The 15,270-nt window shown below is 73.5% G+C and carries 11 protein-coding genes and 1 tRNA gene; 8 read left to right on the forward strand and 4 right to left on the reverse strand.

What is annotated here, in order from left to right; all coding sequences use genetic code 11:
- The first annotated feature begins 583 nt into the window (after window positions 1-583).
- The 3 genes from GGE06_RS00805 to GGE06_RS00815 all read left to right on the forward strand — a co-directional run bounded on the left by GGE06_RS00805 (window position 584) and on the right by GGE06_RS00815 (window position 4,636).
- Window positions 584-2,194: an SPFH domain-containing protein gene (locus GGE06_RS00805; protein WP_446696909.1), complete on the forward strand. Its 1,611-nt coding sequence runs from the start codon at window positions 584-586 to the stop codon at window positions 2,192-2,194.
- Between the two features lie 127 nt (window positions 2,195-2,321).
- Complete coding sequence (locus GGE06_RS00810) at window positions 2,322-2,915, forward strand: lytic polysaccharide monooxygenase auxiliary activity family 9 protein (protein WP_184929811.1); 594 nt, start codon at window positions 2,322-2,324, stop codon at window positions 2,913-2,915.
- A 53-nt stretch (window positions 2,916-2,968) separates the two neighbouring features.
- A complete protein-coding gene (locus GGE06_RS00815; protein WP_184929812.1) occupies window positions 2,969-4,636 on the forward strand; it encodes an AMP-binding protein in 1,668 nt (555 codons plus the stop codon).
- A gap of 3 nt (window positions 4,637-4,639) precedes the next feature.
- Here the strand turns inward: GGE06_RS00815 and GGE06_RS00820 are convergent, their stop codons facing one another.
- On the reverse strand, window positions 4,640-5,884 hold the full coding sequence (locus GGE06_RS00820) for a PucR family transcriptional regulator (RefSeq protein ID WP_116160818.1): 1,245 nt from the start codon (window positions 5,882-5,884) through the stop codon (window positions 4,640-4,642).
- A 274-nt stretch (window positions 5,885-6,158) separates the two neighbouring features.
- Between GGE06_RS00820 and GGE06_RS00825 the strand changes: the two genes are divergently transcribed.
- The 3 genes from GGE06_RS00825 to GGE06_RS00835 all read left to right on the forward strand — a co-directional run bounded on the left by GGE06_RS00825 (window position 6,159) and on the right by GGE06_RS00835 (window position 8,749).
- Entirely contained in the window at window positions 6,159-6,584 is a 426-nt protein-coding gene (locus tag GGE06_RS00825; RefSeq protein ID WP_116160819.1) for an SsgA family sporulation/cell division regulator, read from the forward strand.
- A 264-nt stretch (window positions 6,585-6,848) separates the two neighbouring features.
- Window positions 6,849-8,156: a sensor histidine kinase gene (locus GGE06_RS00830; RefSeq protein ID WP_184929813.1), complete on the forward strand. Its 1,308-nt coding sequence runs from the start codon at window positions 6,849-6,851 to the stop codon at window positions 8,154-8,156.
- The gene (locus tag GGE06_RS00835; protein WP_116160821.1) at window positions 8,087-8,749 is read left to right on the forward strand and encodes a response regulator; all 663 of its coding nucleotides are present in this window, start codon (window positions 8,087-8,089) and stop codon (window positions 8,747-8,749) included. The genes GGE06_RS00830 and GGE06_RS00835 overlap by 70 nt, the downstream gene beginning before the upstream one ends.
- A 55-nt stretch (window positions 8,750-8,804) precedes the next feature.
- Here the strand turns inward: GGE06_RS00835 and GGE06_RS00840 are convergent.
- Window positions 8,805-8,878 (reverse strand) — tRNA-Lys (locus GGE06_RS00840).
- Between the two features lie 87 nt (window positions 8,879-8,965).
- Window positions 8,966-9,724: an IclR family transcriptional regulator gene (locus GGE06_RS00845; RefSeq protein WP_116160822.1), complete on the reverse strand. Its 759-nt coding sequence runs from the start codon at window positions 9,722-9,724 to the stop codon at window positions 8,966-8,968.
- A gap of 304 nt (window positions 9,725-10,028) precedes the next feature.
- On the opposite strand from GGE06_RS00845, the gene GGE06_RS00850 reads away from it, so the two are divergent.
- Both GGE06_RS00850 and GGE06_RS00855 read left to right on the forward strand, forming a co-directional pair.
- On the forward strand, window positions 10,029-11,141 hold the full coding sequence (locus GGE06_RS00850) for an LLM class flavin-dependent oxidoreductase (protein ID WP_116160823.1): 1,113 nt from the start codon (window positions 10,029-10,031) through the stop codon (window positions 11,139-11,141).
- A gap of 260 nt (window positions 11,142-11,401) precedes the next feature.
- Window positions 11,402-13,117: a glycosyl hydrolase family 18 protein gene (locus tag GGE06_RS00855; protein ID WP_184929814.1), complete on the forward strand. Its 1,716-nt coding sequence runs from the start codon at window positions 11,402-11,404 to the stop codon at window positions 13,115-13,117.
- A 75-nt stretch (window positions 13,118-13,192) separates the two neighbouring features.
- On the opposite strand, the gene GGE06_RS00860 is transcribed toward GGE06_RS00855, so the two are convergent.
- On the reverse strand, window positions 13,193-15,061 hold the full coding sequence (locus GGE06_RS00860) for a putative bifunctional diguanylate cyclase/phosphodiesterase (protein WP_116160825.1): 1,869 nt from the start codon (window positions 15,059-15,061) through the stop codon (window positions 13,193-13,195).
- Window positions 15,062-15,270: the final 209 nt, after the last annotated feature.

A 15,270-nucleotide genomic window follows, 5' to 3' on the forward strand; every position in this document is an offset into this window, starting at 1 on the left:
GACTCCCGGCCCATCGACTGGTCCTGCCCCTGGCGAGGGGCCGGTCACCCGGGCGGGGTCCGTCCCCGGCGAGGGGCCGGTCACCCGGGCGGGGTCCGTCCCCGGTACTGAGGCTGCCGTCCCGGCGGGACGTGCGCTTTCGGCGGGTTCCGCCCCCGGTACGGGGCCCGTCGCCCCGGCGGGACGTGTGCCTTCGACGGGTTCTGCCCCCGGTGCTGAGACTGCCGCCCCGACCGGGCCCGGCCCTTCGGCCGCGCAGCTCCTCGGCGCCGGGTCCGCCGTGCCGACCGGACGTGTGCCTTCGGCGGGTTCCGCCCCCGGTACGGGGCCCGTCGCCCCGGCGGGACGTGCGCCCTCGGCAGGGACCGGCCCCGGTGCGGGGCCTGTTGCCCCGGTGGGACGTGCGCCTTCGGCGGGTTCCGCCTCCGGCGTGGGGGCTGTCGCCCAGGCGGGGGTCGTTCCCGGCGCCCCGGCCGTGCCGGGCTCCTCGGCGGCGCATGCCGTCGGCGCCGGGCCCGCCGTGCCGACCGGACGTGCGCCCTCGGCGGGGGCCGGTCCTGGTGCGGGGTCTGCTGCCCCGGCTGTGACCGCCCCCGGCTCGGAGGCTGTCGCCCGGGCTGTGACCGCCCCCGGCTCGGAGGCTGTCGCCCCGGCCGGGATCGCCCCCGGCTCGGAGGCCGATGCCCCTGTCGGACGTGTGCTCTCGGCAGGTTCCGCCTCCGGCGAGGGGGCTGCCGCCCGGGCGGGGGCCGCCCTCGGCGAGGGGGCTGGCGCCTCGGTGGGGCGTGGTCCCTCGGCGGGGTCCGCCCCTGGTGTGGGGTCTGTTGGTGCCGCCGGGGCGGGGGATGTCGTCCCGGTTTCCGATACGGGTGCCGGGCGCCCCGGCGGTTCCGTTTCCGGTGGGGCGGCGGCCCCCGCCCCCGCCGACGCGCTCGACTTCGCGCGGATCCGCGGCGCGCGCGTCGGTGCCGTCGCCGTGCCCGTCGCCGCCGTCGTTCGGGTCGCGCGGCGGAAGAACGTGATCGGGACCGAGACCACCGGGTCCATCCCGGTGCACCTGCTCTTCCGGGACCAGCCGGAGGCCGTCGTCCCCGTGGGCGACGACGGGGGGCCCGACACGATCGCCATGGCCGCGCCGACCCCGCCGGCGGCGGGCCGCAGGCCCGCCATCCCGGCCCCGTCGAAGGTCCAGGCCGCCCCGGCCAAGGCCCGGGCCGAGAACAAGTCCCAGCCCCAGGCCCGGGCCACGTCCAAGCCGCAGGCCGCGTCTCGGCCCGCCCCCACCGCCGACCCCGCGCTCGTCGAGCGGCCCGGGCCCGTGTTGCCCGGGTGGGTCGGGGTGGTCGCCGGGGCGCTGGCGATCGCCTGGTGCGCCGGGGTCGTGTGGTGGGTCGGGGCGGTGCCCGCCGAGGCCGCGCGGATGCTGCGGCTGCCGGCGCGCCCGTACCACGGGATCAATCTGGGGCAGTGGGCCCTGCTCGCACTGGGTGTCGTGGCCGCGCTGTTCGCGCTGGGCGGTCTCGGCCGCGGCCGCGTCGGGTACGCCTGGGTGCTGAGCCTGTTCGGCGACTACCGCGGCACGGTCCGCCGTACCGGCCTGGTGTGGGTGAGTCCGCTGCTGCTCCGCCGCCGGGTGGACGTCCGGCTGCGGCACTGGCGCAGTGAGCCGCTGTCGGCGGTGGACGCGAAGGGCACCGCGCTCGACGTGACCGTCCTGGTCGTCTGGCGGGTGCGGGACACGGTCCGGGCCGCGCTCGGGATCGACGGGCACGAGGAGTACCTGCGGGAGCAGGTGGAGGCGGCGATGGCCCGGGTCCTCTCGCAGCTCCCGGCGGACGCGTTCCACGAGGACGCCCCGACGCTGCGTGACGCGGAGGCCGTCGGCGAGGCCCTGACGCGGATGCTCTCGGCGGAGTGCGCCCCCGTCGGCGTGGACGTGTTCTCCGCGCAGCCGACCCGCATCGAGTACGCCCCCGAGGTCGCCGCGGCGATGCAGCGCCGACGGATCGCGGCGATCGACGCGAAGCACCGGGACAGCGTCCTCACCTCGGTCGTGGACGCGGTCGACGACGTGGTCCACCGGCTGACCAGTCGTGGTCTGGTGGAGCTGGACGACTACGAGCGCAAGGCGCTGGTCAAGGACCTGACGGTGGCGTTCTACACGGGCAGGACGGGGCCGGTCGAGGGCGCCTGAGGGGATGGACAGCTTCACCTTCCGTCCCTACCTTGATACTTGGTCCAGACCAAAAGCAGTCCCATGCGACACCCGTACGCGCGCGCACGGCCCCACGGAACTCCCCACGTTCTCCAGGAGCGACAGCATGCGCAACAAGGCACTCGGGGCGGCGGTGGTGGCGCTCGGCATCGCCGGCGCCACCGTCCTCGCCACCGGCACCGCCGGCAGCCACGGCTACACCGACGCGCCGATCAGCCGTCAGAAGCTCTGCGCCAACCGCACCGTGACCAACTGCGGCGACATCCAGTGGGAGCCGCAGTCGGTCGAGGGGCTCAAGGGCTTCCCGGCCGCGGGCCCCGCGGACGGGAAGATCTGCGCCGGCGGGAACTCCCGCTTCTCGCAGCTCGACGACCCCCGCGGCGGCGCCTGGCCCACGACGAAGCTCGTGGCCGGGCAGAGCTACAGCTTCCGGTGGAAGTTCACCGCCCGCCACGCCACCACGGACTTCCGCTACTACATCACCAAGAACGGCTGGACCGGGACCAAGGCCCTGACCCGGGCCGACCTCGACCCCCAGCCGTTCCTGACCATCCCCTACAACAACCAGCAGCCGCCGTCGACGCTCACGCACTCCGGGACGATCCCGGCGGGCAAGACGGGCCGCCACCTGATCCTGGCGGTGTGGACGGTCGCGGACACCACGAACGCGTTCTACGCCTGCTCGGACGTCTCGTTCTGACGATTCGTCTCCGGCCGTTCAGTTCTGACTGAGCGTCAGTTACAGTCCGGCCCATGAGGAGCGCGGACACCGTCGCGGAGCTCGTACGGCGCCAATGGGGCGACCACCGGACCGGTCTGAGGGACGAGCACCACACCCTCACCCACCACCAGGTCGCCGCCGGCGCCGCCGCGCGGGCCGCCCTGCTCGTGGACCTGATGCCACCCGTGCCGGGGGGCGAGCCACACCTCGGCATCCTGCTCGACAACACGCCGGAGTACCCGCTCTGGCTCAGCGCGGCGGCCCTTGCGGGGGCCGCCGTCGCCGGGATCAACCCCACCCGGCGCGGCGCCGAACTCGCCCGGGACGTCCGGCACACCGCCTGCCGGGTCCTCGTCACCCAGCGCGCCCACCTGCCGCTCCTCGACGGCCTCGCGCTGCCGGGCGTACGGATCCTGGTGACCGACACCTCGGCCTACCGGGAGCTCCTCGCCCCCTACGGGGACGCCCGCCCGGGAGACGCCACCCTCGGCCCCGTACGCCCCGACAGCCGCTTCCTGCTCTCCTTCACCTCCGGTTCGACGGGCGCGCCGAAGGCCGCCCTCTGCAGCCAGGGGCGGCTCGCGGCCGCCGGCGCCTCGCTCGTCTCGCACTTCGGGGTCGGCCGGGACGACGTCCACTACATCTGCATGCCGATGTTCCACGGCAACGCCGTGATCGCCGACTGGGCCCCCGCCCTCGCCGCCGGGGCCGGGGTCGCGCTGCGGGCCCGCTTCTCCGCCTCCCGCTTCCTCCCGGACGTACGCCGCTTCGGCGCCACGTACTTCACCTACGTGGGCCGGGCCGTCCAGTACCTGCTCGCCACCCCGCCAGGACCCGACGACCGCGCGCACGCGCTGCGGCTCGGCTTCGGCACGGAGGCGGGGGCCGTGGACGCGGCCCGCTTCCGGGAGCGCTTCGGGGTCCCGCTCGTGGAGGGGTACGGCTCCTCCGAGGGCGGCGCGGCGATCCAGCGGACCCCGGACACGCCGCCGGGCGCGATCGGCCGGGCGGCACCGGGCGACGACCTGGCGGTGATCGACTCCGAGACGGGTGAGGTCTGCGCACCGGCCCGCTTCTCACCCGCCGGACGGCTCCTCAACGCCTCCGAGGCCGTCGGCGAGCTCGTCAACCGGGGCCGCTCGCCCTTCGAGGGGTACTGGCGCAACCCGGAGGCGGAGGCGGCCCGGCTGCGCGGCGGCTGGTACTGGACGGGCGACCTCTTCTACCGGGACGCGGACGGCTTCCTCTACTTCGCGGGCCGTACGGACGACCGGCTGCGGGTCGACAGCGAGAACCTCGCCGCCGCGATGATCGAACACATCCTGGCCCGCTGGGACCGGGCCGCAGGCGTCGCCGTGTACGCGATACCCGACCCGGTGGCGGGCGACCAGGTCATGGCGGCGCTCGCCCTGCGCGAGGGGGCCGCCTTCGATCCGTCCGCCTTCGCCGACTTCCTCGCCGCCCAGCCGGACCTGGGTACGAAGATGCCGCCGCGCTTCGTCCGCGTCCTGCCCGAACTCCCGCTGACCGCCACCAACAAGATCCACCGGGTCGCCCTCCGCCGGGCCTCGTTCCACGGCCCGGACCCCGTCTGGTGGCGCCCCGCCCCCGACGCCCCCTACGAGCCCCTGACCGAGGAGGCGCTCGGCACCCTCCGTGCCCACTACACCCGGCACGGGCGCCCCGAGGCCTACGGCTAGTCCCTACTCCAGGGGGTCGCGGACCACCTCGGGCAGGCGCAGCAGGGCCTGGAGCGCGATGTACAGCTCGGCGGAGTCGAGGCGCCGCTCGAAGGACCGACCGGAGAGCTGCTCGATGCGCCGCAGCCGGTACCGCACGGTGTTGGCGTGGCAGAACAGCAGCTTCGCCGCCTTCTCCGCCGACCCGTCCACCCGGAAGTACGTGGACATCGTGTGCAGCAGCTGGTCGCGCTGCGCCTCGGGCAGGTCCATCAGCTCGCCGAGGACCTGGTGCCCGATCCGCGAGGCCGTGGACGGCGCGCTCACCACCAGCATCGGCAGCGGCGCGTCGTCGAACAGCGAGACCGTCTCGTCCTGCGGCGCGGCCCCGGCGAGGGCGACCTGCGCGAGGTGGAGCGCCTGCGGCGTCTGGTCGAGGCGCGTGTAGCGGGGACTGACCCCGGCCCGCTGCACGGTCAGCAGCCGCAGCGTCTCGACGAGCCGGCCCATCGCCTCGTCGTCGCCGCGCATCGACACGATCCCGATCTGGGCGTCGGGGGTGAGCCGCCACGCCGACCCCATGTCCTGGTCGCGCAGCGCCGGTTCGATGTCCGGCAGGGCCTGCCGGGCGAGGCCGGGCACCTGGGCGACGACGACCGCGAAGGTCCCGTCGTACGGGAGGGTCAGCAGGTCCGCCGCCTCCAGGACGGAACCGGGGTTGCCCATCCCGCCGCGCAGCACGCAGTCGACGAGGGCCGAACGCTGCTGGTCCCGCTGGACCGTCAGCGCGGCGGCGCGCTCGTTGTACGCGTTGACGACCGCCGTCACCGACTCGTCGTTGAACCGCCAGACGTCACCGGCCATCGCCACCAGCTCGGCGTCGGTCACGATCCCGGTGCGGCCGGCCTCGGCGACCATGGCGCCCCAGAAGTTCTGGTACCCGATCCGGAAGGCGGACTGGACGGCGGACAGCGGCACCCCCTGCTCGGCGCGCAGCCTCCCGGTGCGGCGGGGCGCGTCCAGCGGGACGTGCTCCTCGCGGGCGAGCCGGCGCAGGGTGAACTCGATGTTGTCGCGCACCGTCGTGTACAGCTCGTCGCGCGTCGTGGGCCCCGCGGCCTGGTAGACCGACAGTTCCTCACGGATCCGGTGGGTCGTCTCCTCGGCGAGCTGCGGCAGCCGGCCGAGGAGTGCCGTGGCCAGTCGTCTCGCCGCGTCGACCGGTTCTTTGCCCGTGCCGGTGGATTCCTCGCTGAGCAGTGCCCCCATGCCGCCACCGTAGGCGGGCCGGGGCGCGGCGGGAGGTCCCGGCCGGGCGCCGACGGCGTCTCCGTGACGGTGCCGTGGCCGGATACGGCGCTTGTCATACGTGTGTCCATGGGGTGGGCGGGTTGGGAGGTGTTGACGTGGGGCCGGTTGTCCGGGGCGACAAAAGCGGAGGGCCCTGGCTGTCCCCGGCGACAGCATCCGCGCCGGGCCGGTTGCCGTATCCCGCCCGGCTCGTTCTCCGGGCACCGCTGAGAGTCGAAGGAGTGATCACGCCATGGACGGCGCCGTACTGGAACGCGACCTCGTGATGGACCTGCTGCTGGCGCCCGGGCACAGCGTCCCGGTGCCGACCCGCCTGACGTACCGGGCGGCGGACCCCTTCGCCGTACGGATCGTGTTCCACGCCGACGCGGCGGCCCCGGTCGTGTGGACCTTCGCCCGCGAGCTGCTCCTCGAAGGGCTCTTCCGGCCGGTCGGCGAGGGGGACGTCCGGGTGTGGCCGACGGAGTCCGGCACCGGGAGCGAGCTGAACGTCCTGCTGCGGTCGCCCGACGGCGACGCCTTCCTGCGTGCCCGCGCTGCCGAGGTCTCCGTCTTCGTCGGCCGCACCCTCGACGTGGTCCCGCCCGGCACCGAGACCGGCGACACGGGCATGGCCCGCGTCCTGGAAGCCCTCCTCGGCCCGGACCCCCGCCCCTGACCCCGGGGAGAGGCAGGGCCCGTCCACCGCTCCCGACCCTGGAGCAGGTAGGGCCCGTCCACCGCCGCCGACCCTGGAGCAGGTAGGGCCCGCCCACCGCCGCCGACCCTGGAGCAGGCAGGGCCCGTCCACCGCCGCCGACCCCGGCGCAGGCAGGGCCCGCCCACCGCTCCCGACCTCGGCGCAGGTAGGGCCCGCCCCACCCTCCGTACGCCCTCCAGGGCCATGGTCCCGCCCCGCGCCCCGGCCCTACCGTGGGGCGCTATGGAATCCCGTACCCCCTGGCAGGCACTCGTCCGGTCCCGGTATCCGCGCAGCTCCTGGCCCTGGCGGTCCGCCGGGTACCTGGCCGGGGGAGCCGTCGTCGGGGCCCTCGCCTGTGCCGTACTCGTGGTGCTCGGGCTGTTCTCGCTCGTCCTCGTCGGGCTGCCCCTGCTCCTCCTCTCCGGGCTCGTCCTCGGCCGGGTCGAGCGCCTGCGGCTCCGCCTCGTCGACCTGGACCCCGCGCCCGACCCGCACCGCGTGCCCACCGCGCCCGGCCTGGCCGCGTGGCTCCGGACGCGGGCGGGGGAGCAGGCCACCTGGCGGGAGCTCGCGTACGCCCTGCTGCTCGCCACCGTCCTGTGGCCGCTCGACCTCCTCGTCCTCGCCGTCGGCGTCGGCCTGCCCGCCGCCCTCCTCTCCGCCCCCTTCCAGCTGGCCGTGGACGGCCGGGAGGCCAAGGTCGTCAAGGCGTACCTGGTCACCTCCTATCCCCAGGCCTTCGGCGCCGCCCTCGTCGGCGCCGTCCTCCTCGTGGCCCTCGCCTACCCCCTCGGCGCGGTCACCGGAGCCCGCGCCGCCCTCGCCCGCGCCCTGCTCACCCCGCGCGAGACCGAGCGGCAGGGCGCGATCGGCGAGGTCATCGCCTCCCGCGCCCGGCTCGTCGACGCCTTCGAGGCCGAGCGGCGCCGGATCGAGCGCGACCTCCACGACGGGGCCCAGCAGCGCCTGGTCGCCCTCACCATGACCCTGGGCCTGGCCCGCCTCGACGCCCCGCCGGGCGGGGCGCTCGCCGAGCAGCTGGCGAAGGCCCACGCGGAGGCCGGGCAGGTCCTGACCGAGCTGCGCGAGCTGATCCACGGCATCCACCCCCAGGTCCTCGCCGACTACGGGCTCGGCCCGGCGCTCGCCGACGCCGCCGACCGCTCCGCCGTCCCCGTCGACACCGACGTCGACGCGCTGCCCCGGCTGCCGGCGAGCGTCGAGAGCGCCGGGTACTTCGCCGGCTGCGAGGCCCTCGCCAACATCGGCAAGCACAGCGGCGCCCGCCGGGCCCGGATCACCGCCCGGCACACCGGCGGCGCCCTGCGGCTCGACGTCGAGGACGACGGGCACGGCGGCGCCGACCCGGCCCGGGGCTCCGGCCTCACCGGACTCGCCGACCGGATCGCCGTCCTCGATGGCACACTGACGATCATGAGCCCGCCGGACGGGCCGACCCTCCTGCGAGTGGAGATCCCGTGTCCCGCACTGTCCGCAAGCTCCGCGTCGTCCTCGCCGAGGACAGCGTCCTCCTCCGCGAGGGACTGATCGGACTCCTGGCCCGCTTCGGCCACGAGGTCGTCGCCGCCGTCGGCGACGCCGACGCGCTGCGCGAGGCGGTCGCCGCCCACGAGCCGGACGTCGTCGTGACCGACGTCCGGATGCCGCCCGGCTTCCAGGACGAGGGCCTGCGCGCGGCGGTCGCGCTCCGCGCCGAGCGGCCCGCCCTGCCGGTCCTCGTCCTCAGCCAGTACGTGCAGCGCAGCTACGCCGCCGACCTCCTCGACGCGGGCGACGGCACCGGCGTCGGCTACCTCCTGAAGGACCGGGTCGGACAGGTGGAGGAGTTCGCGGACGCCCTGGCCCGGGTCGCGGACGGCGGCACGGTCGTCGACCCGGAGGTCGTACGGCAGCTGCTCCGCCGGCACCGGGACCCGCTGGAGGCGCTGACCCCGCGCGAGCGCGAGGTCCTGGGCCTGGTCGCGGAGGGCCATTCCAACGGGGCGATCGCCCGCCGCCTGGTCGTGACCGAGGCCGCCGTCGGCAAGCACATCGGCAACATCCTGGCGAAGCTGGACCTGCCGCCGGCCGAGGACACCCACCGCCGGGTCCTGGCCGTCCTGACGTACCTGAGGGCGTGACCGTCGGAACACGAAGAAGGCCCCCTCACCGAGGTGAGGGGGCCTTCTCTGTCTGTGCGCCGCCAGGGACTCGAACCCCGGACCCGCTGATTAAGAGTCAGCTGCTCTAACCAACTGAGCTAGCGGCGCCTGCTGACAGAGAAAATACTACCTGGTCCCGAGGGGTGCTCGTGACCACCCTCGGGACCAGGGCCGGGAGCGGCTCCGGCCGCCGCCTCAGATCGCCAGCGAGAGCACCACCGGCGCGGCCCTGCGGTTGAGTGTGTCGGCCGCCGCGCGCAGCCGGTGGGCGTGCTCGATCGGCAGGGACAGCGCCAGGCAGCCCACGGCCGAGCCCGCCGTCAGCGGGACGGCGGCGCAGACCGTGCCCACCGCGTACTCCTGGAGGTCGAGCACGGGGACGGTCGCCGGCTGGCTGTCGAGCTTCGAGAACAGGAGCCGCTCACTGGTGATCGTCCGGGAGGTCAGCCGGGCGATCTTGTGCCGGGAGAGGTGGTCCCGGCGGCCGTTCTGGTCGAGCTGCGTGAGCAGGCACTTGCCGACCGCGCTGGCGTGCGCCGCCGAGCGGAAGTCCACCCACTCGTTGACCTTGGGCGTGCGAGGACCGTCGGCGAACTGGGTGATCTTCACCTCGCCGTCGATGTACCGGCTGATGTAGACCGCGGCCCCGACGGAGTCGCGGAGCTCGGTCAGGGTTTCCTGGAGCTTGGCCTCCAGGGCTTCGCGGCGGGTCAGGCCGGAGCCGAGGAGGACGAGGGAGTCCCCGATCACGTACGCGCCGTCGGCGACCTGCTCGACGTACCCCTCACGGCGGAGCATGAGGAGGAGCGAGGACAGGTGGGCGACGGGCAGGCCGGTCTCGCGCGCGATCTGGACGTCTGTCACTCCGCCACCGTGCCGCGAGACCGTCTCGAGGACGCGCAGGGCGTATTGCACCGAGTGGAACGGCGCGGTGGGCTCGGGCTTCAGCGCCACGGTTTCCCCCTACCAGGTTGTGACCGCAAGCTTTCGTACCACGATAACCGCCAAGGGCCTTCTACGGGGCGGCTGTTGGCGAGAATGATGCGCGGCATCGGGCCTCTGGGCTGCGACGCGCCACCCTGGCATATGCCCACGTCATGAGTGGTGCGCAGAGGCTCAGGTCAGGGCCGTGCGCGCCCGCGCCGACGTCGTTCTCCGGCCACCGGCGGAGGGGGAAAATTTTCCGCCGGAATAAGCGGAGGGATCCTCCTGTTGTCGCTCTGATGTATCTGCACGCGTGCCGAGGAGGGTCCCGACGGTGTCCGACGCTATTCGAGGAGAGGCGCGGGGCACCGCGCCCGTACCGCTGTCCGTACTGGACCTGGTGACGGTCGGCAGCGGGCGGACCGCGACCCAGGCGCTCGCCACCAGCGTCGAGCTCAGCCGGCTCGCCGAGCGCCGCGGCTTCCACCGCCACTGGGTGGCCGAACACCACTCCATGCCCGGGGTCGCCTCCTCCTCCCCGGCCGTGATCCTCGCCCACCTCGCCGCGCACACCCACCGCATCCGCCTCGGCTCGGGCGGCGTCATGCTGCCCAACCACGCCCCGCTCGTCGTGGCCGAGCAGTTCGGCACCCTGGAGGCCCTCGCCCCGGGCCGGATCGACCTCGGCCTCGGCCGCGCGCCCGGCACCGACGGCGCCACGGCCGCCGCCCTGCGCCGCACCGACACGCTCAACGAGGGCGCAATGGGGTCTCCCCTGCTCGAGCGAAGCCGAGAGCTTGGGGAAGACTTCCCGGAGCAGCTCGCCGAGCTGACCCGGTTCCTGGACGACGACTTCCCGGACGGGCACCCGTACGCCCGGATCCACGCCGTGCCGGGGCCGGTGCAGGGCCCGAAGGGGCGCCCGCCGGTCTGGCTGCTCGGCTCCTCCGGCTTCAGCGCCCGCCTCGCGGGGCTGCTCGGGCTGCCCTTCGCCTTCGCCCATCACTTCTCGGCCAGGAACACGATCCCGGCGCTCGACCTCTACCGGGACTCCTTCCGGCCCTCGGAGGTCCTCGACGCGCCGTACGCGATGATCGGCGTCTCGGCGTTCGCCGCCGAGGAGGCGGCCGGGGCCCGTCGTCAGGTCCTCGCGGGCGCGCTGGCGATGCTGCGGCTGCGGACCGGCAGGCCGGGTCTGGTGCCGACGCCGGAGGAGGCGGAGGCGTACGGATTCAGCCCGGCCGAGCGGGAGTTCGTGGACGGCTGGCTCGCGAACGTCGTCCACGGCACGCCGGACGAGGTGCGCGACGGCCTGGACGGCCTCCGGAAGCGGACGGGCGCCGACGAGCTGATGATCACGGCCAACGGACACGGCGGCGCGGAGCGGGTGCGGAGCTATGAGCTGATCGCGGACGCGTACGAGCTGCCGGAGGACGTCGACGCGTAGGGCGCCGGTGCGCGGGAAGCTGAAATTCCCTGGCCGTTGGTTCACCTTCGAACGAACCGCGGCACAGCCCTAAGTGAACCTTAAACCGCTCGTCACCGATGGTGGCGGGCGGTTCTGTTTTGTGCTTCACGGCTCTGACAAGGGCTTTCATCGTCGAATTGGTCTAGTCCTCAATCTGGTTCAGACCATTGACGTGCTGTTCACGAGGCGGATATCACTGCTCCAACTTCCGTACCGCCACCCCCACTCGGAGGCAGCACGTGCACCCCCGTAAGCCCTTGATCGCCGCGCTTCTCAGCTCGGCCCTCGCCGCCGGCGCCCTCGCCGCCACGGCCGGACTCGGCTCCGCCCAGGCTGCCGAGACCGGCACCACCGCCTCCACGGGCGGCGTGAAAATCGCGTACTACGACCAGTGGAGCGTCTACGGGAACGCCTTCTACCCGAAGCACCTCGACGAGCGGGGGATCGCGGCGAACCTGGACGTCATCAACTACTCGTTCGGCAACATCCACCCCACCGACCTCACCTGTTTCGAGGCCAACAAGGCCGCGGGCGACGACAACAACCCCAACGCGGGTGACGGTGCCGGCGACTCGTACGCCGACTACCAGAAGTCCTTCTCCGCGGCGGACAGCGTCGACGGCGTCGCCGACAAGTGGGACCAGCCGATCGTGGGCGTCTTCAACCAGTTCAAGGAACTGAAGGCGAAGCACCCCCAGCTGAAGATCAACATCTCGATCGGCGGCTGGAGCTACTCCAAGTACTTCTCGGACGCGGCCAAGACCGACGCGAGCCGCAAGAAGTTCGTCGCCTCCTGCATCAAGCAGTACATCCAGGGCGACCTGCCCGTCGAGGGCGGCTTCGGCGGCGCCGGCTCCGCCGCCGGCATCTTCGACGGCATCGACATCGACTGGGAGTACCCCGGCTCGGCCGACGGCCACCTCGGCAACCACTACGCCCCCGAGGACAAGCAGAACTTCACGCTCCTCCTCGCCGAGTTCCGCAAGCAGCTCGACGAGTACGGCGCGGCCCACGGCGGCAAGAAGTACCTCCTGACCGCCGCCCTCCCGGCCGGCCAGGACAAGATCAAGAACATCGAGACGGACAAGATCGGCGCGTACCTCGACTACGCGAACATCATGACGTACGACATGCACGGCGCCTGGGACGGCGACGGGCCGACGTACCACCAGTCCCCGCTGTACTCCGGCACGAACGACCCGACGGACGTCATCAAGCCGGGCACCGAGAAGTACTCGATCGACAACGCGATCGACTCCTGGATCGACGGCAAGCCCGCCTACGGCATCACCGGCGGCTTCCCGGCGAACAAGCTGACCCTCGGCTACGAGTTCTACTACCGCGGCTGGAAGGGCGTCCCGGCCGGGACCACCAACGGCCTCGCGCAGACGGCGACCGGCGGCTCCGGCGCCCGCCCGCTGAGCCAGGCGGCCGGCATCGCGTACTACAAGGAGCTCGGCGGCATCGTCGACAACGCGGCCACCACCTTCTGGGACGACCAGGCCAAGTCCGCGTACTTCTACAAGGACGGCGAGTTCTTCACCGGTCTGGACAAGCGAACCATCCAGGCCCGCGCCGACTACGCCCACCAGCGCGGCCTCGCCGGCGCGATGATGTACTCGCTCCTCGGCCTCGACGCCAACGCGACGCTCTTCAAGGACATCGTGACGGCGGTCGGCTCGTCCCCGACGACCCCGACCACCCCGCCCACGACCCCGCCGACGACGCCTCCCACCACCCCGCCCACGACGCCGCCGACCACCCCGCCCACCACGCCTCCGACGACGCCGCCCACCGGCTGCACCGCCCCGGCGTACGTGGCCGGCAGCGTCTACACCGGCGGCCAGACCGTCTCCTACAACGGCCACAACTGGAAGGCCAAGTGGTGGACGCAGAACGAGGCGCCCGGCAGCACCGGCGAGTGGGGCGTCTGGCAGGACCTCGGCGCCTGCTGATCCCACCCACCGCATGAACCACTGCCCCCGCCCGGAATGTCCCTCCGGCCGGGGGCAGTTCCATGCCCGTACGCCCTACACCGGCAGCGGCTCCGTGCCGATCAGCTCCGCGATGCGGTCCGGGGTCACCGCCCGCGAGTACAGCCAGCCCTGCCCGGTGTCGCAGCCGATCCGCCGCAGCCGGCTGGCCTGCCCGGCCGTCTCGACGCACTCGGCGGTCACCGTCAGGCCGAGCCGGTGCGCGAGGTGCACGAGCGCCTCGACGATCAGCTCGTCCGCCGGGTTGGCGTGCTCCTCGTCCTGGAAGCCGCGGACGAAGGAGCCGTCCAGCTTGAGCACGGAGACCGGCAGTCGGCTCAGATAGGCGAGGTTCGAGTAGCCGGTGCCGAAGTCGTCGATCGCGATCCGCACCCCCATGTCGCTCAGCGCCTGGAGCGCCTGGAGCGGCCGGCCGTTCGAGCCCATCACCGCGGACTCGGTCAGCTCCAGCTGGAGCAGGTGCGGCGCGAGACCGGTCTCGGCGAGGATGCCGGCGACGTCCGCGACCAGGTCGGAGTCCCAGACCTGACGGACCGCCACGTTGACGCTGACGAAGATCGGGCGCTCGCGCGGATGGTCCTTCTGCCACTGCCGGGCCTGCCGGCACGCGGTGTTGAGGACCCAGCGGCCCAGCTCCACGATGGAGCCGTCCTCCTCGGCGATGCCGATGAACCGATTCGGCGCGAGCGAGCCGAACTGCGGGTGGTTCCAGCGCACCAGCGCCTCCACCCCGCGCACCGCCCCGTCGGACAGATCCACGAGCGGCTGGTACTCCAGGGCGAACTCCCCGCGCTCCACGGCCGGCCGCAGCGTGGAGGAGAGGGACTGCCGGGTCATCCGGTGGGCGTTGCGCTCGGGGTCGAAGAGCGTCCAGCGGGCCTTGCCGTCCGCCTTCGCCCAGTACAGCGTGGTGTCGGCGGCCTGCATCAGGGCGGTCGCCGTCGTCCCGAGCCCGACGCGCTCGACCACGCCGATCGAGGCGGAGACAGAGAGCCGCTGGCCGCCGAGGTCGAAGGGGAGCTGGAGCGCGTCGAGCACCGAGCGCGCCAGGTCCGCCAGTTGCTCGGTGCCGGTGGAGTCCTCGACCAGGATCGCGAACTCGTCGCCGCCGAGCCGGGCCACGAGGTGGCCGCCGTTGCGGGTGTAGCCGTCGCTGTCCGCGCACTCCGTCAGGCGCGTGGCGACGGCGGCCAGGAGCCGGTCGCCGACCCGGTGGCCGAGGGTGTCGTTGACCGCCTTGAAGCCGTCGAGGTCCAGGTAGCAGAGGCCGATCCGCCCTGTTCTGCCATAGCCGTACGACTCGTATGACTGGTGCGATCCGTGCGACGGGGGCGCGTCGGGGGCGGCGCCCTGGGCCGCGGCCTCCAGGGCCGCCGAGAGGCGCTCGAAGAACAGCGCGCGGTTGGGCAGCCGGGTCACCGGGTCGTGCATCTTGAGGTGGCGCAGCCGCGCGTGCAGCTCGCGCCGGTCGCTGATGTCCGCGATCGACAGCAGGACGCGGCGGCTGTCGGGCACGGGGGCGACGGTGACCTCGGCCCACAGCGAGCGCCCGTCGGCGTGCTTGAGGCGGCGGGTGCAGCGGAAGCGGGAGCGGCCGCCGCCGAGCACCTCGCGGTACGCGTGCCAGGTGCGGGCGTCGGAGGCGAGGTCGACGAGGTCGGCCGCCGCCTGCTCCTCCAGCGCGGCGGGATCGGTACCGAGGAGGGCGCCGAAGGAGTCGTTCGCGACGACGACGACACCGTCCTCGTCGACGACGGCCATCGCGAGCTGGGCGACCCGGAAGGCGGCGCGGCAGTCGCGGAGTTCGGCCGTCCGTCGCGCGAGGTGACGCTCCGTGAGTGCGGGCTCGGCCGCGTGTGTCTCCGCCGGCTCTGGGTGCACCGGTCCTTCGGGGGTTCCGCTCACCGCTCGCTCCCGTGCAGTCGGGCCGGTCACATGTGGTCGGGATGGTCGGCCAAGGAAGAGTGAGCCGATCATAGAGCCAGCCGGGGGAGCGTTCCAGCTCCGAGGGGCCCCCGAGGGGGTCCGGGCGCTGTGAGGCCGCCTACCGGACGCCCCTGCCAGATCGTTTCTGCGCGGGTCTGACACGGGTCGTCGAGGGCATGACCGAATGT

The organism is Streptomyces nymphaeiformis, from assembly GCF_014203895.1.
In the GTDB taxonomy this organism is placed as follows: domain Bacteria; phylum Actinomycetota; class Actinomycetes; order Streptomycetales; family Streptomycetaceae; genus Streptomyces; species Streptomyces nymphaeiformis.

Excerpts from the sequence above, each read along its gene's own strand:
- GGE06_RS00810 (WP_184929811.1), top strand. The coding sequence starts at position 2,322 with ATGCGCAACAAGGCACTCGGGGCGGCGGTGGTGGCGCTCGGCATCGCC.
- GGE06_RS00815 (WP_184929812.1), top strand. The coding sequence starts at position 2,969 with ATGAGGAGCGCGGACACCGTCGCGGAGCTCGTACGGCGCCAATGGGGC.
- GGE06_RS00820 (WP_116160818.1), bottom strand. The coding sequence starts at position 5,884 with ATGGGGGCACTGCTCAGCGAGGAATCCACCGGCACGGGCAAAGAACCG.
- GGE06_RS00825 (WP_116160819.1), top strand. The coding sequence starts at position 6,159 with ATGGACGGCGCCGTACTGGAACGCGACCTCGTGATGGACCTGCTGCTG.
- GGE06_RS00830 (WP_184929813.1), top strand. The coding sequence starts at position 6,849 with ATGGAATCCCGTACCCCCTGGCAGGCACTCGTCCGGTCCCGGTATCCG.